We start from the raw sequence: 18625 nt of genomic DNA, 5'->3' as shown, positions 1-18625 counted from the left end.
TGGTGCTCGCTTAAGAAGAACAGCTAACTTCGAGATGGCTTGCCCAGTCCGGCGGCAAAGCGGCGTAGTGGTCGTGCTCGGGCTGCTCGTCGTACGGGCGCTGCAATACCGCCAGCAGGCGCTCCACTTCGGAAAAGTCCTTGTTTTGCGCTTTCTCGATGGCCACCTGCGCCAGATAGTTACGCAGCACATATTTGGGGTTGATTTTGTTCATCGCAAGCTGGCGTAGCGCATCGTCGCTCGCTTCGGCGCGCAAGCGCTCGCGGTACCGGCCGGCCCAGGTGTCGAAGGCGGGACGGTCGATGAACAAATCGCGCAGCGGCTCGTCGGCGCTGGCGTCGGCTACTTTCAGGCCGCCCAGACGGCGGAAGAAGAGGGTGAAATCGACGCCGTTGGCTTGCATTAGCGCGAACATGGCGTCGAGCAGCGCGCGGTCGGCGTCGTCGTGTTGCGCCAGCCGGTTCAGCCCCAGCTTGGCGTGCAGCAGCTCGTCGAGCTTGGCCGCGAACGCGGGCTGGTAGACGTCCAGCGCGGCCTGTGCGGCATCGACCTCGCCGATCAGCGGCAGCAGCGCCTGGCCCAGCGCGTAGCAGTTCCAGTGGCCCACCTGCGGCTGGTTGGTGTACGAGTAGCGGCCTTGTTGGTCGGTGTGATTGCAGATATGGTCGGGATCGAACGCTTCCATGAAGCCGAACGGCCCGTAGTCGATCGTCAATCCGAGGATCGACATATTGTCGGTGTTCATCACGCCGTGCATGAAGCCGACCGCCTGCCAGTGCGCGATCATGTGCGCGGTGCGGATGGAGACCTCTCGCAGCAGGCCGACATACGGGTTGTCCTCGGCGCGCAGCGCCGGATAAAAACGGTCGATGACATAGTCGGCCAGCACTTTCAGCTCGTCCGGCTTGTTGCGGTAGAACCAGTGCTCGAACGAGCCGAAGCGCACGAAGCTGGGCGCCATGCGCACCACGACGGCCGAAGTTTCGACGGTTTCGCGCATCACGCCCTGGTCCGAGCCGGCGACCGACAGCGCGCGCGAGGTCGGAATGCCCAGCGAGTGCATCGCTTCCGAGCACAGGAACTCGCGGATCGACGAGCGCAATACGGCGCGGCCGTCGCCCATGCGCGAATAGGGCGTCATGCCGGCGCCTTTCCATTGCAGTTCCAGCGGACCGTCGGCGCTGGCGACCTCGCCGAACAGGATCGCGCGGCCGTCGCCGAGCTGGCCGGCCCAGACGCCGAACTGGTGGCCGGAATAGACGGCCGCCAGCGGCAGCGAGCGCTCCGGCACGGCGTTGCCGATCAGAATATCGACGTCGGCGGACAGTCCCGCAGGCGTCTGGCCGATCAGTGCGGCGGCAGGCCCGCTGACGGCGACCAGATACGGCGCGGGCAGCGGGGTCGGCATCAGCCGGGTGTAAAACGCGGGCGGCAAGGACGCAAATGAATTGTCCAGCGGCAGATTGGAAGCAGTAATAATAGTGTCCGTTCAAATAGGCTTGGCGGGGCTACCCGCCGAATGTCGATGATTTTACCGCAGGCGCCACCTGCTGCATTGCAGCATCGAAAACCGTTGACGGTGCTTGTACCGTCCGTCCACACTGGTTTGCATAAATAACCATGTTGCGGAGCGTGTCATGCAATTCAATCGTTCGGAGAATCCAGCGGCTGCCCCGGCGCCGTTGATGGGGCAAATGATGAGCCAGCCCTTGCTGATCTCCAGCATCATCGAATTTGCCGCCCGACACTACGGTGGCAGCGAAATCGTCTCGCGGCGGGTGGAGGGCGACCTGCACCGCTACACCTTCCGCGAATGCCACCGGCGCGCCAAACGGCTGGCCAACGCGCTGCACGGGCTCGGCGTGGCACAGGGCGAGCGGGTGGCCACGCTGGCATGGAACGGCTACCGCCATCTGGAAGCGTACTACGGCGTCTCCGGTTCCGGCGCCGTCTTGCACACAATCAATCCGCGTCTGCATCCGGAACAACTGGCCTACATCTGCAACCACGCCGAGGACCAGTATCTGCTGTTCGATTTCTGTTTCCTGCCCCTAGTTGAGGCCATCGCGCCCCATTGCAAGACGGTCAAGGGCTTCATCCTGCTGGGCGACGCCGACCGCATGCCGGCCGCTACCAACATCCCCAATCTGCTGTGCTACGAAGACCTGATCAACGGCCACTCGGACGACTACGCCTGGCCGCAATTCGACGAGAACACGGCCGCCACCTTGTGCTACACCTCCGGCACCACCGGCAATCCGAAGGGCGCGCTGTATTCGCACCGCTCGACGGTGCTGCACGCCTACGCGTCGGCGATGCCGAACGCGCTCAACGTCTCCTCCCGCGACGTGGTGATGCCGGTCGTGCCGATGTTTCACGTCAACGCCTGGGGACTGCCGTACTCGGTGCCGCTGTCGGGCGCCAAGATGGTGTTCCCCGGCGCCGCGCTGGACGGCAAATCGGTCTACGAGCTGTTCGAGAGCGAGCGCGTGACGTTCTCGGCCGGCGTGCCGACCGTTTGGCTGGGGCTGATCAATTATGCGCTGCAAAACAAGCTCAAGTTCTCGACCTTCCGCCGCACCGTGATCGGCGGCTCGGCCTGCCCGCCGGCGATGATGAACACCTTGATCGACGACTTCGGCGTCGAGGTCATCCACGGCTGGGGCATGACGGAAATGTCGCCGCTCGGCACCACCGGCGGCTTGCTCAGCAAGCACACCGAACTGCCGAAGGAACAGCAGCGCGCCATCCTGCAAAAGCAGGGGCACGCGATTTTCGGCGTGGACATGAAGATCGTGGACGACGATGACAAGGAATTGCCGTGGGATGGCGTCAGTTACGGGCATTTGCTGGTCAAAGGGCCATGGGTGCTGGCGAGCTACTTCAAGCACGAGGGTGGCGACGTGCTGGAGGACGGCTGGTTCCCGACCGGCGACGTGGCCACCATCGACGCCGACGGCTTCATGCAGATCACCGATCGTAGCAAGGACGTGATCAAATCCGGCGGCGAGTGGATCGGCACCATCGACCTGGAAAACGTCGCCATGGCGCATCCGGCGGTAATGCAGGCGGCGTGCATCGGCGTGGCGCATCCGAAGTGGGATGAGCGCCCTTTGCTGGTGGTGGTGTTGCGGCCGGGGCAGCAGGTGAGCCGCGACGAGCTGCTCGCGCACTTCACGGGCAAGGTGGCCAAATGGTGGTTGCCGGACGACGTTGTATTCGCCGAAGCCCTACCCGTCGGCGGTACCGGCAAAATCCAGAAAAACAAGCTGCGCGAGCAGTACAGGGACTACAAGTTGCCGACGGTTTGAGTTGTCGAGAGAGCGCACGCGTGACGCACGGGGTTCCCAAACCACTAAACCACGGCAGTGCTGAACGAGTCGGGTCGCCGCGCAAGCAAATGGGACAGCCGTTGAAGACCCGCTTGCAAGCGGCCACGGTCCTTGATGCTACCCAAACAGATTCGAATCGCGTTAACGGAAACGCTGCCTGTGGCGAATACCTCCGCCGGCGTGACGGCGATGCCTTCGCTGTCCGCTGCGCGCGCAAGCTGCGGGGAGTTCCAGTAGGCCGGCAGCTCAAGCCACACGTGCAGGCCGTCGCCGGCGCCGCTGTAGCGGCCCGCCAGAATATCCCGCGCCATCCGGTGGCGCAGGCGCGCCTCGTTGCGTACGCCTTGCATCAATTGGTCGGCCGAACCGTCGAGTATCCACTGGGTGGCCAGCGCGGCCGTCAGAGGCGCGGCCATCAGCGCAAATGACCTGAGCGCGGCCAGGAAGCGTCCGCGTTCGCCAGCGTCGCGTACCAGCACGAAGGCGACGCGCAAGCCGGGTGTCAGGCACTTCGACAGCGTGGAAATGTAGAACACCTGTTCCGGGGCGAACGTGGCGATCGGTGGCGGCGGGGCATCGGCAAGCAGCCAGTAGGGATCGTCCTCGACGATGCGCACAGCGCAGCGCTTCGCGATGCCGGCCAGCTCCTTGCGCCGGCTTGCGGGAATGGTGATGGCGGTTGGATTCTGCAATGTCGGGTTGAGGTAGACCAGCCCGGGCTTGTGCCGGCGGCACGCTTCCTCAAATAACCCGGGCACCATCCCGTGCTGGTCCGCTTCCACCGCGACGATGTGCCGGCCGAATTGGGCCGCCGCCGCAAGCAAGCCGGGATAGGTGCTGGGCTCCGCCAGGATCACATCGCCGGGCTCCGTCAGCGCAAGCATCAACGCGGCGATCGCCGCTTGCGCACCCGGACAGACGACAATCTGTCGAGCATCCAGGTGTCCGAACATCGGCGCCAGCCACCTGGCGCCGGCCTTGCGGTCGGAGTCGCTCCCGCCGCCCAGGTGGTAACCCATCAGCAAATCCGTATCCGCCCGCATCAGTACTTGGGATAAACCTTGCTTCAGCATGTCGTCGAAGTCCACGCCGGCCGGCGGTGGCGGCGTATTCATGCTTAGGTCGAGGATCGAAGTCAACTCGACTTTCGGCGCCGCGACATAAGTGCCGCGGGCGCCACGGCCCTCGAGCAAGTTGCGGCGCCTGGCTTCATCGTAGGCGCGCGTGACCGTCGTCAGGTCGACGTCCAGCTGGCCCGCCAACTGGCGCTGCGGAGGCAGGCGGTCACCCGGTTTCAGCGCTCCATTGAGCACCGCCGCCTGCAACGCGTCCGCGATCTGCAAAAAACGCGGGCCGCCGTGCGCCGCCAATCGCGGCAACCAGACCGGTACATCGTCGCCTTGTATGGTTTTCAACTGGGACACTTTGTCTCGATGTATGGAAATTGTTTTAAAGTAGTATGCATCATAACGTGCGGCAACGCGCACTTCCACTTAGTGTCAAGTAACAGCCAGGAAATACTCAAAATGACGGATTGGATCCCGATAGTCTTCGTTATCTTCAAGGTTTTCGTGCTCGGCACGGGAATGTTCTACGCCATCAAATGGCATTACGATCAGGGCAAGAAGGGAAGGAAGAAAGAGACGCGCGCGGTGCTGCGCGCCGGCGGCACGGTGGCCGCAGTGTTCGTGGCGTCGCTGCTCGGGCTGGGACTGGTCACGTTCATCGTCGTCAGGATGCTCGGCATGGATTTGACCTTCCCTTAGAAGCCGTCGGTCTTGACGGCTTCGAGGATGTCAAGGCCGGTCAATCAACGCTCGCGTTTGCGGGTATAGTCGGGCTTTTCCGTTTCTCCCTTCTCCGCCATGGTGAGAAGGCGTCGCAGTTCCGTGCGCTCGTTATCGGTCTTAACGGCGGACACCAAATCGCGCAGGATCGCGACATGTGCCCACTGCAGCGCCTGCGCCGCGGGCACGGCGACGTCCGGTTTCACGCCGACATTTTCCCAGTTGGTTTTAGTGATGAAATTGGTCACGCGCGCCGTCGGGATCGAGACCGCGATGTCGTGTCCCACGCTGAACCAATTATTGGGATTGGAAGCGCCGAGGGTGGTTTCGCCAACCAGGGTGCCACGCTTCAGCGCCTGAAAATTATAGGCGCAGTCCTCCGCGGCGGAACCTGTTCGAGCCGAGATCAGCACATATACCGGCTTCTCGTAACGCTGCGCAAACGTCGGCACGGTCCAGATCTGGCGCGTCGTGTCGGTCTGGCGATCATAAATATCGTTCAGGTGCCGCAGGTCGCCCGCCGGGAGGAAATGACTCATCAGGTAAGCCACGCTGGCCGGATCGCCGCCGCCGTTGCGGCGCAGGTCGAGGATCAGCGCATCCGTTCCCGACAGCAGCGATAGCGCCGCCGCATACGCCGCGCCGACGTATTCCACGCCGGCGAAGCGGCGCAACTCGATGTAGCCGATATTGCCGGGAAGGCGTTCGATTTTCTCGATCTCGTAGCCGCGCCGCGCGGCCGCGTTACGCCGTTCGTCTATCACGGCGCGGCTTGGCGCCTCCTCGGGACCGCTGGACTCGTTGAAGCCCTCATAACGCCCGGCGCCAAAATGCATGTCGCCGCTGAATTCGCGTAAGTCCTGCTTCAACGCGGCACTGAATGCCGTCGCGCCGACGGCGGACGTATAGCCTCCCTCCGAATTTTTCCGGATGATCGCAGTGCCGATGGAACCGGCCTTCGTCGGATCGATGTAATTCGCGTTGATTTTCGCGGCCAATGTCTGCACGATCGCAGCGCGATCAGCCGCGTTCAACGGGGTGTCTTCCGCCGCGAAGACGGGAAAAGATAACAGCGCACCCAGCACACCAGACACAACCAGCTTCTTGCTACTTAACATACATGCCTCCAGGTCGGACTACGAATCGATTTTTTTGCGTTGAGGTGCCGCAGCGCTTCCGTCAGCGCCGGCATGTAGCAGCGGCTGGCACGCAGTTCGCTGCCATCGCGCAAGCGCAGCATGGCGTCGCGGTTGGTCAGCGTACGCAGTTCGGCAATCATGTCATCCATGGCGTAAGTGGTTGCCAGCAGTATCGAGCCCATGCGCAGCCAGGACCAATCGCGGCGCCACATGGCCCGCTGAAGCAAGGTCAGCGGAACCAGCCATAGCAGGCAAGCGACCAGAAACAGCGTACGAAAGGCGACGATATAGTGATCGCTGGCGGCCGGCAGGCCCAGAATGACCATGCAGGCCGAGACCGGCAATGCGGCCAGCACGGGAACGAGAAGAGGGGTTTCGACTTTCACGCTGGGTTTCCAGAAATGCAATTCTGCAATTGTAGCGTATCAGTCATCCAGCGGATGGAAAGCAATACGGTCATGGAAGGTCCAGAAGCAGGAAAGCGTTCACTCTAGATGATGGCATGGCGGCGGTCGAGTCGTTTGCGGCGACCCGTGCATGAATTGCGGCAAGCGGGTTTAGGGGTAGGGAACGAGTGGGAAGATGAGCGGAATAACAACAAAATGGCAATGCTTGATTGTCATTTTTATAATGAAGTCTTATGATTGGGAATTCCCCCTCCCGAAAGATTCCCGATGAATACATTGCTCCTGCGCGCCGCTGCCGGCGCCCTTTGGCTCGCTATTTCCAACGCGTCGATGGCTGATTCCTTCGTTACTATGCCAATGGAAATCAGCGGCGTACTGACGGAGACCCCTGGCCCGTCGCTGCGCTGTCCGTCCAAGTTCGGCGGCGTGATCATCGGGCGTGGCGAAGGCGCCCTGACCGGTCCGGTGGCCTTCATCTCCAGCGATTGCATCACTCAAAACGGTCCGTTGTTTACGTTCAGCGCCGGCAAGCTGATTGTCCTCACAGTCGCCGGCGACCAGATCTTCGCCGACTACAGCGGCCAGTTCGTGCCGACCGGCGTAGGGTCGAATTTCGTATTTAGCGGCGCTACGTTCCAAGTGACTGGCGGCACGGGAAAATTCAGCAGGGCCAGCGGCGGCGGCAACATGACCGGCTCGGAAGACATCAGCACCGGCCAAGGCACGATGAAACTAAGCGGCCGCATCAACTTTAAAAACAGAAACTGATGTCATCAAGCGCGCCCGCGGATGATCCGCCGGGCGGAACTCAGGCGCGATGTACGCTGCACGATGTACGAGAGCGGGGCGGCGCATGCCGCCCTACTTGATCGCGCCAAACACCTTGCCAATCAGCTTGCTGCCGGCCCCCAGCGGATCGGCACGGATGGCTTTCTCTTCCTCGCCGATCATCGTGTACAGCCCGTCGAGCGCGCGCTTGGTCACATAACCTTCGACCGTTCGCTGATCTTCCGACACCAGGCCCATGGTCGGCGCCATCGCCATCGTGGAATTGTATTGGGTCGACAGTTTGGAGCGGTCCGTGACCTTTTTCACGATCGGCAGGAATTGCACCGCCAACCTGGCCGATGTCTTCTCGCGGAAGAAATCGGTGACCGACGTCTGGCCGCCCGTCAGGATGTTCTTGGCGTCGGTCACGCTCATCGACTTGACCGCATCGATCAACAACGGCTTGGCCATCGGCACGGCCGCTTCGGCGGCATGGTTCATCTGTACCACCAGTTCGTCGAGTTTCCGGCCCTTGCCGGTCATTTGCAGCAGCGGACGCGCCTGCTCGAGGATTTTCGGCAGCTGGATGCGGACCTTTTCATTGTTCAGGAAGCCGTTCTCGGCGCCCAGCTTGGCGACGGCCAGGCTCGAGCCTTGCTCCAGCGCCGCCTTCAGGCCGCCGGTGGCGTCCTTGTTGCTGAGATCGGACAGGGAGATGGCGAAGGCGCTGGCGGCGATCAGTCCCAGCGGGAGCAGGGCGATGGCGCGAAGGGACGTGGCGGCGGACATGAAGAACCTCGATAAAAGACGGAACCGGCGGTCGCCGGCACCCCGCCACTTTACCCGACGCCGTATCAAGCCGCCAGTGCCGGCATCTCGCGCGCCAGACGCTGCAGCAGGCGGTCGCATTCGAACACGCTGAGCGTCTTGTGGCTGTCGCCTTCGCCTTCGATGTCGATCACTTCTTCCATCTCGCCGCGCGGGCCGTCGTTGACGCTGGTGTTGCGCATCATCTTGGGCGCGGTGAAGCGGCGGTTGTCGTGGACGGTCATGATGTTCTCGACGGCGTCGACCAGCAAGCCGTAGCGGTCCTGGCCGCGCTCGATGACGAGGATCTTGGCCTGGCCGGTCGGCGCCGCCGGCGCCATCTGGTACAGCTGGCGCAGGTCGATCACGCTGATCATCTGCTGGCGCAGGTTGAGCATGCCGCGCATGAACGGCGGCATGCCCGGCGCGTGGGTGACGGCGTCGGAATAGTCGATGATCTCGCGCACCTGCTTGATCTCGACCGCGTACGTGTTCTCCAGCGCGAAGGTGATGTAGACCTGGCGCTGGTTGCGGCGCGCGTGGCCGCCGTCCGGGCCGGCGGCGCCCGCCTCGTCCTTCGGATACAGGTTGGCGTGGCCGACGCGCATCGCCACGATCTCGGCGCTCGACAGGATCTGGCGCGGCTCCAGCAGGATGATGTCGCCCAGGTCCGGCTTGGAGATGCAGCCGCCGAACATGCCGGCGCGCGTTTTGCCCAGCATCGGGATCGGCATGATTTCTTCGTTGAAGAAGTTGACGATGTTGTCGACCGAATCGACCAGGAAACCGATGGTGGCGTCGTCGATGCGGGCGATCACCACGCGCTGGTCGGGCAGGACGGCGCGCGCGCCCGGCGGCGCGGCGCTGGCGGCGCCCGGCGTGAGCAAGGTGTGGAAGCACACCACCGCCACCGGGCTGCCACGGAAGTTGATGCGGCCCAGGCACAATGCGCTGTTGAGCACCGAGGCCTGGATCTCCGGCACGCGGATGATTTCCTGGATCGCGCCCATCTCCAGCGCGAACGACGAGCTGCCGACGCGGAAGCTGACGCACTGGCGCCGCTCGCCCTGGTGCCGGCGGGCCGCCTGGCGGCCCGCGCCTTGCAGCGCCAGCACCTGCGGCACGTTTTCGATGCGCGCCAGCGCGGCCGGATCGAGGACCTGCAACAGCCGCGCGCCGTCCTCGAGCAAAATGGTGCCGGCCACCACGCCGTGGCTTGCGCCGGACGCGTAGCTCAGGGTGCTGCGCTGCTCGGCGCGCACGCGCAGGATCTCGCCGGTGGCGTGGAACAGGATGCCGACCAGCACGCCGTCGTAATCGAGGATGGCGATCTTGTGCGTCGGCTCGGCGGGCGGCGCGTCCGGGTTGAACACGCGCCCCAGGTTGACCACCGGGATCACGCTGCCGCGCAAGGTGAACATGCCTTCCAAAAACGGCGGCGACAGCGGCAGCGCGGTCATCTTCTCGGGAAAATTGACCACTTCGCGGATGCACAGCGCGGGCAGCGCGAATTCGTCGGGGCCCAGCACGAAGGAGCCGAACAGTTCGGTCGGGCCGGCGGCGGCCGGCGTTTGTTGTTCAAGCATGTGCATGGTGGCGTTCCCGGGGCTGGGCGGTGATGTCTTCGATCTGGTAGCTGCAGGTGGCGCAATCGACGGCCAGGGTGCGGCCGGTCTTGCCGCCGACGCGGCAGTCCAGCACGTTCAGGCCGTACAGCTTGAGGTATTTGCGGGCGGCGTCGGCGTTTTGCTGGCCGATCTGGAAGCGCGACGAACAGGCGTCGAGCATCATGCCGCCGCCGGCCAGCACCACCACGATGTCGGCGTAGTCGGCGGTGGTCGCGCCCATCAGGCGCAGCAGCGATGGCACGGCATGGCTGACGTAGCGGGCGCCCGGTTCGGCTTGCGGCACGGCCGCCTCGGGCAGCAGGCAATGGGCCAGGCCGCAGCGCCCGCGCTTTTTCCACAGCAGCGCGATGCCGACGCAGGAGCCCAACAGGACTTTCAATTGTTCGGTGCGGCCGCCGATTTTCAGTTCGCCGATGCCGACGTGGCGGAACGGGCCGGCCAGGCGGCCGGCCATGTCCTCGGGGCCGTCCCAGTCCAGGGTGGGCAGGACGACGGTGTCGCCGATGGCGGGATGCAGTGCGATCATGATGGTGGCTTATCGAGCGTGTAGATCAACGGCCGCTCGAACTGCCAGGCGGTATCGAGGCCTGTGATCGATTCGGATTCTCCCAGGATCAACCTGGCTTGGGGCGCCATACTGTGGCGGACTTGCTGGAGCACGGCCTGTTGGTGTTCCTGGTCGAAATAGAACAGGACGTTACGCAGGAACACGAGGTCGAATTGTTGATGCGTGAACGGCGACGGCGGCCGCAGCGGCTTGAGCAGGTTATGCTGGGCCAGCGTGACATGCCGTTTGAGCGCGTCGACCACCCGCAGGCTGTCGCCGCGCGCCGTGAAATATTTCGCCACCCAATCCGGGTGCGAGGCCAGCAGGCGCTCCACCGAGCGCCCGGCGTAGTCGCCGGCGCCGGCCTGCGCCAGGATCTGGCGCGAGATGTCGGTGCCCAGTATCCGGTAGCGGAACCCGGGCGCATGCGCCGCGAACTGGTCGCACAGCATGGCCAGCGAGTACAGCTCCTCGCCGCTGGAGGCCGCCGCCGACCACACCGTCAGCGTGCGGTCCGGATGTGCGCGCCACCAGCGCGGCAGGAACTCGCGCTCCACGTAGTCCCACACGTGCTGGGTGCGGAAAAACAGCGTGTCGTTGGTGGTGACCAGGTCGATGAAATGCGCCACCTCGGCGTCGTCGTCGCGCACCCGCTGCACATAGCCCTGGTAGCTGGCGATGTCGAGCGCCAGCATCCGCGGCCGCAGGCGCCGCTCGAGCAACACGCTTTTGCGGTCGCTCATGGCGATGCCGGTGTGCTCGCGCACCAGCGCGATCAGCGCCGACAGCGTCGCCGGTTGCATGCGCGCGCAGTTGTCCACGTTAGACCACGAAGCCGGCGACGGTTTTGTTCAGGTCGCCGGCACGGTCGTTCAGCCCCTCGGTCGAGCGGGCGATGCTGTCGCAGGCGGCGGCGGTTTTTTCCGCCTCCTCGGCGATGTATTGCACCGCCGTGCTCACTTCGCGCGCCGTCAGCAGCTGCTCGTTGGTGGCCTTGGAGATGTCGGAGATCGCCATCGTGGTCTTGGCCACGCCGGCGACGATCTTGTCGAAGGCGTCGCTGGCCTGGCGCGAGATTTCGCTGCCGGCCGAGACGCGCTTGACCGATTCGTTGATCAGCTTGGAGATTTCCTTGGTCGCCTGCGAGGAGCGCTCGGCCAGCTTGCGCACCTCGTCGGCCACCACCGAGAAGCCCAGGCCGTGCTCGCCGGCGCGCGCGGCCTCGATGGCGGCGTTGAAGGCCAGCATATTGGTCTGGTTGGCGATCTCGCTGATGACCTTGACGATCTCGCCGATGTCCTCCGACGAGCGGTTGATCAGGTCCATCGCCTCGATCGACTTGGCCACCGCCTTGGCGCCGGCCTCGGCCTCGCGCTGGGTGTCCTTGGCCAGGGTGTCGGCGTTGGAGGTGTTGCCGGCGATGATGTCGATCGAGTTGGTCAGGCCGTCGATCGAGGCGTTCATCTCCTCGACCGTGGCGCCCAGCGCCTGGGTGCCCATCGCCACGCTGCCGGAACGGTCGGCGATGGTGGTGGAGGCGTCGGCGAAGCCGTTGGCCGAGGCCACCACGTCGCCGATGACCTTGCGCAGGTCGGCGATCATCTTGCTGATGCCCTCGGCCAGGTGGTCGAGCGGTTCGTCGCCGTCGATGGCGATGGTGCTGGTCAGGTCGCCGGAGGCGGCGCGCTCGACCGAGTCGAGCAGGCGCTTGATCTTGACGCCGTCCGAGGCGGCCTGGGCGGCGACCGACGCTTCCAGATTGACCTGCGCGGTAATATCGCTGGCGAATTTCACCACCTTATACGGTTTGCCATTTAAATCGAGGATGGGATTATAAGTGGCCTGTATCCATATTGTTTTGCCATTATTACCGATGCGTTTATATCGGCCGGAATCGAATTCGCCGCGATTGAGTTTTTGCCAGAAACGTTTATAGTCGGAGCCGGTCGCGTATTCCGGTTCGCAGAACATCCGGTGGTGCTCGCCGCGAATGTCGTCGATGGTGTAGCCCATGACGTCGAGGAAGTTGTCGTTGGCGCACAGCACGTGGCCGGTCATGTCGAACTCGATCACCGCCTGCGCCTTGGACATGGCCGCGACCTTGCTCTCGTACTCGGCGTTCTTGATCTTGGTATCGGTGATGACGGTGGCGAACTTGATGATCTTGTAGGCGTTGCCGGCGGCGTCGATGATCGGGTTGTAGGACGCATTGATCCACACTTCGCGGCCGCCTTTGCCCACGCGCTTGTAGTCGCCGCGGTCGTATTCGCCGCGGCCGAGGCGCGCCCAGAATTCCTTGTACTCGGCCGTTTTGACGTACTCGGGGTCGCAGAACATGGCGTGGTGGCGGCCCTGCACTTCGGCCAGGGTGTAGCCGACGGTGGCCAGGAAATTCTCGTTCGCATGCAGGATGATGCCTTCGAGATCGAATTCGATCAGCGCCTGCACGCGGTTCAGCGCCGCATTGATCGCTTGTAAGTCCTGCTCGCCTGATTGAATCGCCTGGGTATGCGCGTCCATAGAAATCCTATATATAAGATAATAATAATGGGTAGATAATGTTGTGCGCTGGATGCATCGGCGGCGCGGCTTTTATATTATTTCCCTTTATTAAGCTGGAAGACAAGCTGAGCGATTCAATTTAGTTTCGTCGTGTCACTTATTTTCCACTGGCGGCCGGCGTTTCTCCGCATTTAAAAGCGCTGCCGCCGCATTCAAAAGCCGGCGCGCGCGGCCGCGATTTTCCGGTACGATCGTTCTTTTTTACGGTATAGTTGCTTCGTTCCGTTCACACAACAATAAGGAAGAGACATGACCGCTGAATATCAAGTCCACGGCGTCGTCGCCGTTGTCACCCTCAACAATCCGCCGGTCAACGGCCTGGGCCTGGCGACCCGCACCGCCGCCGTCAAGGCCATCCAGCAGGCGCTGGCCGACGACGCGGTCAAGGCGATCGTCATCACCGGCGCCGGCAAGGCGTTCTCGGGCGGCGCCGACATCAAGGAATTCAATTCGCCCAAGGCGCTCGCCGAACCCAGCCTGCACACCTTGATCGCCACCGCCGAAGGCTCGACCAAGCCGGTGGTGGCGGCGATCCACACGGTCTGCATGGGCGGCGGCCTGGAGCTCTCGCTCGGCTGCCACTACCGGGTCGCCATGCCGGGCGCGCAGATCGCGCTGCCCGAGGTCAAGCTGGGCCTGCTGCCGGGCGCCGGCGGCACGCAGCGCCTGCCGCGCGTGCTGGGGCTGGAGATGGCGCTCAACATGATCGTCTCCGGCACGCCGGTCGCCTCCGAGAAGCTGGCCGGCACCGCGCTGTTCGACGAGGTGTTCGCGGCCGACGCCGACCTGCTGGCCTCGGCCATCGCCTTCGCCGAAAAAATCGCCGACGTGCGCCCGCTGCCGAAGGTGCGCGAGCGCAAGGTCGACTATCCGAACCACGAAGCCTTCCTGCAATTTTCGCGCAACACGGTCAAGGCCATGGCCGGCCCGTTCCCGGCCCCGCTCGAGTGCGTGGAGACGGTCGCCGCCTCGGTGACGATGAAGTTCGACGACGGCATGAAGTTCGAGCGCGAGCGTTTCATGCATTTGATCGGGACCACCGAATCGAAGGCGCTGCGCCATGCGTTCTTCGCCGAACGCGTCGCCAGCAAGGTGCCGGACGTGCCGGCCGATACCCCGACGCGCGCCATCAAACAGGCTGCCGTGGTCGGCGCCGGCATGATGGGCGGCGGCATCGCCATGAATTTCGTCAACGCCGGCATCCCGGTCAAGCTGCTGGAGACCAGGCAGGAGGCGCTCGACAAGGGCCTGGCGACGATCCGCAAGAATTACGAGAACACCATGAAGAAGGGCAAGCTGACGCAGGAGAAGTTCGACCAGCGCATGGCCCTGGTCAGCGGCACCTTGGCCTATGAGGACATCGCCGGCGCCGATATCGTGGTCGAAGCCGTGTTCGAGGAGATGGGCGTCAAGGAGGCGGTGTTCCGTCGCCTCGACGAGGTGATGAAGCCGGGCGCGATCCTGGCCACCAACACCTCGACCTTGGACGTCGACCGGATCGCCGGCTTCACGACGCGGCCGCAGGACGTCGTCGGCACGCACTTCTTCAGCCCGGCCAACGTGATGAAGCTGCTCGAGATCGTGCGCGGCGCGCAGACCGGCAAGGACGTGCTGGCGACGGCGCTGGCCCTGTCGAAAAAGCTCAAGAAGACCGGTGTCGTCTCCGGCGTGTGCGACGGCTTCATCGGCAACCGCATGATCGAACAGTACAGCCGCCAGGCCGGTTTCCTGCTGGAGGAGGGCGCCTTGCCCGAACAGGTCGACAAGGCCGCCGAGAAGTTCGGCTGGGCGATGGGCCCGTTCCGCATGGCCGACCTGGCCGGCAACGATATCGGCTGGGCGATCCGCAAGCGCCGTTATGTCGAGAGGCCGGAGATCAGCTACTCGAAGACCGCCGACCTGCTGTGCGAGATGGGCCGCTACGGCCAGAAAACCGGCGCCGGCTGGTACGACTACAAGCCGGGCGACCGCAAGGCCTACCCGAACGCCGAGGTCGACGCGATGATCGTCGCCCATTCGGCCGCGCTGGGCATCACGCGGCGCAAGATCGGCGACCAGGAGATCGTCGAGCGGCTGGTGTACGCGCTGGTGAACGAGGCGGCCAACATCCTCGACGAGGGCATCGCCCTGCGCGCGTCCGACATCGACATGGTGTATTTGACCGGCTACGGCTTCCCGCTGTTCCGTGGCGGGCCGATGTTCTACGCCGATACCGTCGGACTGCCGAACGTGCTGGCGGCCATCAACAAGTATGCCCGAGGCCACCACGGCGAGGCATGGAAACCAGCGCCGCTGCTGGTGCGGCTGGCTGACGAGGGCAAGGCGTTCAACGGCTGATGTTGTCGGATGCTCACATGCTATAAAGAAAATTTAATAGCCTGTGAGCATTTTCTTTAAAAGCTGGGTATAATTCTCGAAAGCACAATTTTCATCGAAGCCCTAAAAAACGGTTCGAGTCGCAGCGTGAGCACTCCGGCATCCCCATCGATGTCCCACGTTACCACCCAACCATCCAAATTTTTAGAGGCATACATGAAACGCACCATCATCGCAGCAGCACTGGCCATCGGCGCACTCTCGACCGCCCACGCCGCCACCATCAACGGCCTGGTCAACACCGGCGTCGGCGCCAGCGGCACGGCCGACACCCATTACGCCCTCAGCTCGGCCAGCACGACCAGCACCGTGCCCGTCATTACCTACAACAACCAGTGGCCGATCAGCCCGTGGATCGGTAACGACGCCAGCTCCAAGTGGATCACGCCGACCGCCGACCAGGCGCAGAGTTTCGACGCCTGGAGCACCGGCACGTACACGTACTCGCTTTCGTTCGACCTGAGCGGCTACAACGCCGGCACCGCCGCCTTCAACGCCCGCGTGGCGGCCGACAATTCGGTGGTGGTCCTGCTGAATAACCAGACCATCTCCAGCGCCAGCGGCTTCACCGGCTGGAACGACTTCGCCGCGCACGGCGGCTTCGTCGCCGGCGTCAACAAACTGGACTTCGTGGTCACCAACTGGGCGCAAAACGGCGGCAACCCGACCGGCCTGCGCGTCGAATTCACCGACAGCACCGTCGCGCCGGTGCCGGAGCCGGAAACCTACGCCATGATGTTGGGCGGCCTGGCACTGGTGGGCGCGATCGCGCGTCGCCGCAAGTCAAAATAATAACAAGTGGGTTCAGCCTTGGGGCCGCCAGCGATGGCGGCCCTTTTTTCGTTCGGCGGCGCGTTGCTTACGGCGCGCCGCAGTTGCTGGCGGCGGCGCGGCCGGCGAAACGCTCGTCGAACCAGGCCGGCAGCACCTTGGCCGCTTCGCCCACCACCGCGCCGTGGTCCAGTCCCGGGAATTCCTGGTAATCGACGGCCGCTCCGGCGCTGCACAGGGCGGCGCGCTCGCGCTTGGTCAACGGCGGCGGCGTGGTGGTGTCGGCCGACCCCTGGTAGATCTTGAACGGCATCGAACCGCGCGGCGTGAAGTTGTCGACCGCCGTCATCGCCGTCCACCAGGCGCTGCCGGGGGACAGGGCGCCCGGCACGTAGGCGTCCTTGACGCCGGCGGCGGCGTCCCAGACGTCGAAACAGCCGCTGGCCAGCACCGGCAACTGTTCCATCGCCGCCGGCGTCAGGAAGTCGCGGTACTTCAGGGCCGGGAAGTAGGCCTGGATGCCGGGCAAGGTCGAGATCACGTAACCGGCGTTTTCGGCGCTGGTCATCGAATTGAGCGTCAGGTCCTTGATGCGCACCGCCGGCGCCAGCAGCGCCGCGCCCAGGCCGGTGAACTCCGGCGCGTAGCTGGCGGCGATATTTTCCGCCCACATCGTGGTCTGGCCGCCTTGCGACCAGCCGTACATCACGTAGCGGCGCGAGGCGTTGGCCTCGCTGAACTTCTGCGCTACCCGCAGCATGTCGAGCGAGGCGCGGGCGTTCGGCTGGCCCGCCATGTAGTAGGCGGGGCCGGGCAGGCCCAGTCCCGGGTAATCGCTCATGACCACCACGTGGCCCTTGGCCAGCAGCGCCTCCAGCGCCGGCACGCGCTCGCGGCCGGCTTCGATCCGGCTGCGGCGCGAGGGTGCGCAGGCGTCGGCCAGGCCGGCCGTCTCGTGGTTCCACAGCACCACGTCGCGCGGGCCGCCCGCCGACCCGGCGGGGATGTAGATCTCGCCCGAGACGTACGCCAGTTTGCCGGGCTGGATTTCCGAGACGTAGACCACGTCCCAGGCCTTGACGCCCGGCGGGGCGTCGGTGCGCGACTGCGCCTGCAGGATGTCGCCGGCGGCGGCACCGGCCGGCGGCGCCGCCGTGATGTCCCAGAAGGACGTGCCGAGCGACACTTCCTTGAAGCCCGCGATGTTGGCCGCGTGGGCGGTGTTGTCGCCGCAGCCGCCGAGCATAGCGGTCGACAGCGCCGCGCCGCAGGCGAGCGCCAGCGCGCCGGCCCGCGCAACCGTTGTGTGAATGATTGCCATGAAGAGTCTCCTTTTATCGTTATGGATGAAATTTATCAGGTGGCCTGATATCATCCATGGTACCGGCCGGCATGCCGGGGCGGCCCTCCGCAGATGCGGGGGGGGCGACTATCCGGGAGGCCGCGTGCGGGACCAACATCCATCGATCAAGACCGGCTGCGGGGCCGGGGCCGCCGTGCCGCCGCCGGTATACCTGGCGTTCAGCGGCGCGTTGCTGGCGCTGGGCGAGCTGGCGCGGGAGGCGGGACCGCAGCAGTTCCTGCATGAGTCCTTATTGATACTGCGGCGTTTCATCGGCTTCGATTCCGCCTGGTGGGGCGAGGTGAGTCCGGCCACGGGCACGCGGGCGCCGCGCAACCTGATGCACTCGAGCATCGGCCTGAGCCCGGACTTCGCGCAGGAATGGAACCAGACGGTGGCCGCGTCCGACGGCTTCGCGCGCGCGTCGATGGACCGCCTGGGCGTGGTGGTGCGCGAAGGCGGCGGCGCGCCGCCGGATGTTCGGCAGGAAATGGTCGCCTTCGTCGAGCGGCACGGGTTGCGCACGGTCATGGCGATCACGGATGAGCTGCCCGGCAGCGGCTTGTTGTTTTTTGTTTGCCTGTACCGCAACTGCGCGGGCACGCGGTCGCGCTTCAGCGACCTGGAGAGCATGCTGTTCCACGCGTTCAGCCGGCATTTGCTGCAACACTGGGCGTACCGCCTGGCCGACATGCGGGCGGCGAGCAAGGCGACCTCGCTGGCGTCGCTGGCGGTCTCGGACATGCAGGGACGGTTGTCGTTCCTGGGCGGCGGCGTCGGGCGGCTGCTGGGCAGCGCTTGCGACAATTGGCAGGGTACGATCCTGCCGGCGAAAGTGGTGGACGGGCTGGCGCGGGCGCCGTGCAGCATCGCGCTGGCGGGGAGCCGGTTGCTGCTGGACCGCAGCGGACCGCTGGCGGTGCTGACGCTGGTGGACGACGCCACGCGCGCGTCGCGGGTCTCGCCGCGCGAGCTCAGCGCCGCGATGTTGTACGCGCGCGGCCACTCGTACAAGGAGATCGCGCGGCTGATGGGGCTGACGCCGGCGACGGTGCGCAGCTACCTGAAGAGCGCCTACGGCAGCCTGGGCGTGTCCAACAAGATCGAATTATTGGCGGCATTAGCGCCGTGACAGCCGCGCCCGTGTCCGAATGCCAGA

Annotated in this window: 16 protein-coding genes; 6 read left to right on the top strand and 10 right to left on the bottom strand. The window is 64.5% G+C overall.

Going from position 1 to position 18625, the window contains the following annotated elements; genetic code table 11:
• Positions 1-10: 10 nt before the first annotated feature.
• Entirely contained in the window at positions 11-1408 is a 1398-nt protein-coding gene (locus BMX85_RS14190; protein WP_229210501.1) for a protein adenylyltransferase SelO, read from the bottom strand.
• A gap of 229 nt (positions 1409-1637) precedes the next feature.
• Between BMX85_RS14190 and BMX85_RS14185 the strand changes: the two genes are divergently transcribed.
• Positions 1638-3311: a 3-(methylthio)propionyl-CoA ligase gene (locus tag BMX85_RS14185; RefSeq protein ID WP_090319014.1), complete on the top strand. Its 1674-nt coding sequence runs from the start codon at positions 1638-1640 to the stop codon at positions 3309-3311.
• A 44-nt stretch (positions 3312-3355) separates the two neighbouring features.
• Here BMX85_RS14185 and BMX85_RS14180 read toward each other — a convergent pair whose 3' ends face one another.
• Entirely contained in the window at positions 3356-4738 is a 1383-nt protein-coding gene (locus tag BMX85_RS14180; protein WP_090320061.1) for an aminotransferase-like domain-containing protein, read from the bottom strand.
• A gap of 120 nt (positions 4739-4858) precedes the next feature.
• Here BMX85_RS14180 and BMX85_RS14175 point away from each other — a divergent pair, with 120 nt between their 5' ends.
• Entirely contained in the window at positions 4859-5098 is a 240-nt protein-coding gene (locus BMX85_RS14175; RefSeq protein ID WP_090320057.1) for a hypothetical protein, read from the top strand.
• A 44-nt stretch (positions 5099-5142) separates the two neighbouring features.
• Here the strand turns inward: BMX85_RS14175 and BMX85_RS14170 are convergent, their stop codons facing one another.
• Positions 5143-6237, bottom strand: a complete 1095-nt coding sequence (locus BMX85_RS14170) for a S41 family peptidase (RefSeq protein WP_090319011.1) — start codon at positions 6235-6237, stop codon at positions 5143-5145.
• Positions 6231-6644 (bottom strand): LytTR family DNA-binding domain-containing protein, encoded by a 414-nt coding sequence (locus tag BMX85_RS30495; protein ID WP_177196724.1) that lies wholly within the window; start codon positions 6642-6644, stop codon positions 6231-6233. The genes BMX85_RS14170 and BMX85_RS30495 overlap by 7 nt, the downstream gene beginning before the upstream one ends.
• Before the next feature lie 288 nt (positions 6645-6932).
• Between BMX85_RS30495 and BMX85_RS14160 the strand changes: the two genes are divergently transcribed.
• On the top strand, positions 6933-7433 hold the full coding sequence (locus BMX85_RS14160; protein WP_143067979.1) for a hypothetical protein: 501 nt from the start codon (positions 6933-6935) through the stop codon (positions 7431-7433).
• Positions 7434-7526: 93 nt separating this feature from the next.
• Here the strand turns inward: BMX85_RS14160 and BMX85_RS14155 are convergent, their stop codons facing one another.
• The 5 genes from BMX85_RS14155 to BMX85_RS14135 all read right to left on the bottom strand — a co-directional run bounded on the left by BMX85_RS14155 (position 7527) and on the right by BMX85_RS14135 (position 12935).
• Positions 7527-8222 (bottom strand): DUF4197 domain-containing protein, encoded by a 696-nt coding sequence (locus tag BMX85_RS14155; protein WP_090319004.1) that lies wholly within the window; start codon positions 8220-8222, stop codon positions 7527-7529.
• A 65-nt stretch (positions 8223-8287) separates the two neighbouring features.
• The gene (locus BMX85_RS14150; protein ID WP_229210450.1) at positions 8288-9832 is read right to left on the bottom strand and encodes a chemotaxis protein CheW; all 1545 of its coding nucleotides are present in this window, start codon (positions 9830-9832) and stop codon (positions 8288-8290) included.
• On the bottom strand, positions 9819-10394 hold the full coding sequence (locus tag BMX85_RS14145) for a chemotaxis protein CheD (RefSeq protein ID WP_090318998.1): 576 nt from the start codon (positions 10392-10394) through the stop codon (positions 9819-9821). Before BMX85_RS14145 ends, BMX85_RS14150 begins: the two co-directional genes overlap by 14 nt.
• Positions 10391-11218 carry a CheR family methyltransferase gene (locus BMX85_RS14140; RefSeq protein ID WP_090320054.1) on the bottom strand — a complete coding sequence of 276 codons (828 nt, stop codon included), beginning with the start codon at positions 11216-11218 and terminating at the stop codon, positions 10391-10393. Before BMX85_RS14140 ends, BMX85_RS14145 begins: the two co-directional genes overlap by 4 nt.
• A 19-nt stretch (positions 11219-11237) precedes the next feature.
• Positions 11238-12935, bottom strand: coding sequence for a methyl-accepting chemotaxis protein (locus BMX85_RS14135; protein ID WP_090318995.1), 1698 nt, complete (start codon positions 12933-12935; stop codon positions 11238-11240).
• A 291-nt stretch (positions 12936-13226) separates the two neighbouring features.
• Between BMX85_RS14135 and BMX85_RS14130 the strand changes: the two genes are divergently transcribed.
• Both BMX85_RS14130 and BMX85_RS14125 read left to right on the top strand, forming a co-directional pair.
• Positions 13227-15314, top strand: a complete 2088-nt coding sequence (locus BMX85_RS14130; RefSeq protein ID WP_090318992.1) for a 3-hydroxyacyl-CoA dehydrogenase NAD-binding domain-containing protein — start codon at positions 13227-13229, stop codon at positions 15312-15314.
• A gap of 195 nt (positions 15315-15509) precedes the next feature.
• Complete coding sequence (locus BMX85_RS14125) at positions 15510-16145, top strand: PEPxxWA-CTERM sorting domain-containing protein (protein ID WP_090318989.1); 636 nt, start codon at positions 15510-15512, stop codon at positions 16143-16145.
• Positions 16146-16212: 67 nt separating this feature from the next.
• Here the strand turns inward: BMX85_RS14125 and BMX85_RS14120 are convergent, their stop codons facing one another.
• Positions 16213-17445, bottom strand: a complete 1233-nt coding sequence (locus tag BMX85_RS14120) for a lipase family protein (RefSeq protein WP_090318986.1) — start codon at positions 17443-17445, stop codon at positions 16213-16215.
• Between the two features lie 124 nt (positions 17446-17569).
• On the opposite strand from BMX85_RS14120, the gene BMX85_RS14115 reads away from it, so the two are divergent.
• A complete protein-coding gene (locus tag BMX85_RS14115) occupies positions 17570-18598 on the top strand; it encodes a helix-turn-helix transcriptional regulator (protein ID WP_229210449.1) in 1029 nt (342 codons plus the stop codon).
• The last annotated feature ends 27 nt before the right edge of the window (positions 18599-18625 follow it).

This window comes from Duganella sp. CF517 (genome assembly GCF_900110275.1).
GTDB lineage: Bacteria > Pseudomonadota > Gammaproteobacteria > Burkholderiales > Burkholderiaceae_D > Rugamonas.
The sequence above is the reverse complement of the archived record's forward strand: the minus strand, read 5'-3'. Positions and strand labels throughout refer to the sequence as shown.

Coding starts and splice junctions, on each gene's coding strand:
- BMX85_RS14170 (WP_090319011.1), bottom strand. CDS start 6,237: ATGTTAAGTAGCAAGAAGCTGGTTGTGTCTGGTGTGCTGGGTGCGCTG.
- BMX85_RS14135 (WP_090318995.1), bottom strand. CDS start 12,935: ATGGACGCGCATACCCAGGCGATTCAATCAGGCGAGCAGGACTTACAA.
- BMX85_RS14140 (WP_090320054.1), bottom strand. CDS start 11,218: ATGCAACCGGCGACGCTGTCGGCGCTGATCGCGCTGGTGCGCGAGCAC.
- BMX85_RS14155 (WP_090319004.1), bottom strand. CDS start 8,222: ATGTCCGCCGCCACGTCCCTTCGCGCCATCGCCCTGCTCCCGCTGGGA.
- BMX85_RS14185 (WP_090319014.1), top strand. CDS start 1,638: ATGCAATTCAATCGTTCGGAGAATCCAGCGGCTGCCCCGGCGCCGTTG.
- BMX85_RS14190 (WP_229210501.1), bottom strand. CDS start 1,408: ATGCCGACCCCGCTGCCCGCGCCGTATCTGGTCGCCGTCAGCGGGCCT.
- BMX85_RS14125 (WP_090318989.1), top strand. CDS start 15,510: ATGAAACGCACCATCATCGCAGCAGCACTGGCCATCGGCGCACTCTCG.
- BMX85_RS14145 (WP_090318998.1), bottom strand. CDS start 10,394: ATGATCGCACTGCATCCCGCCATCGGCGACACCGTCGTCCTGCCCACC.
- BMX85_RS14150 (WP_229210450.1), bottom strand. CDS start 9,832: ATGCACATGCTTGAACAACAAACGCCGGCCGCCGCCGGCCCGACCGAA.
- BMX85_RS14175 (WP_090320057.1), top strand. CDS start 4,859: ATGACGGATTGGATCCCGATAGTCTTCGTTATCTTCAAGGTTTTCGTG.
- BMX85_RS14130 (WP_090318992.1), top strand. CDS start 13,227: ATGACCGCTGAATATCAAGTCCACGGCGTCGTCGCCGTTGTCACCCTC.
- BMX85_RS14120 (WP_090318986.1), bottom strand. CDS start 17,445: ATGGCAATCATTCACACAACGGTTGCGCGGGCCGGCGCGCTGGCGCTC.
- BMX85_RS14160 (WP_143067979.1), top strand. CDS start 6,933: ATGAATACATTGCTCCTGCGCGCCGCTGCCGGCGCCCTTTGGCTCGCT.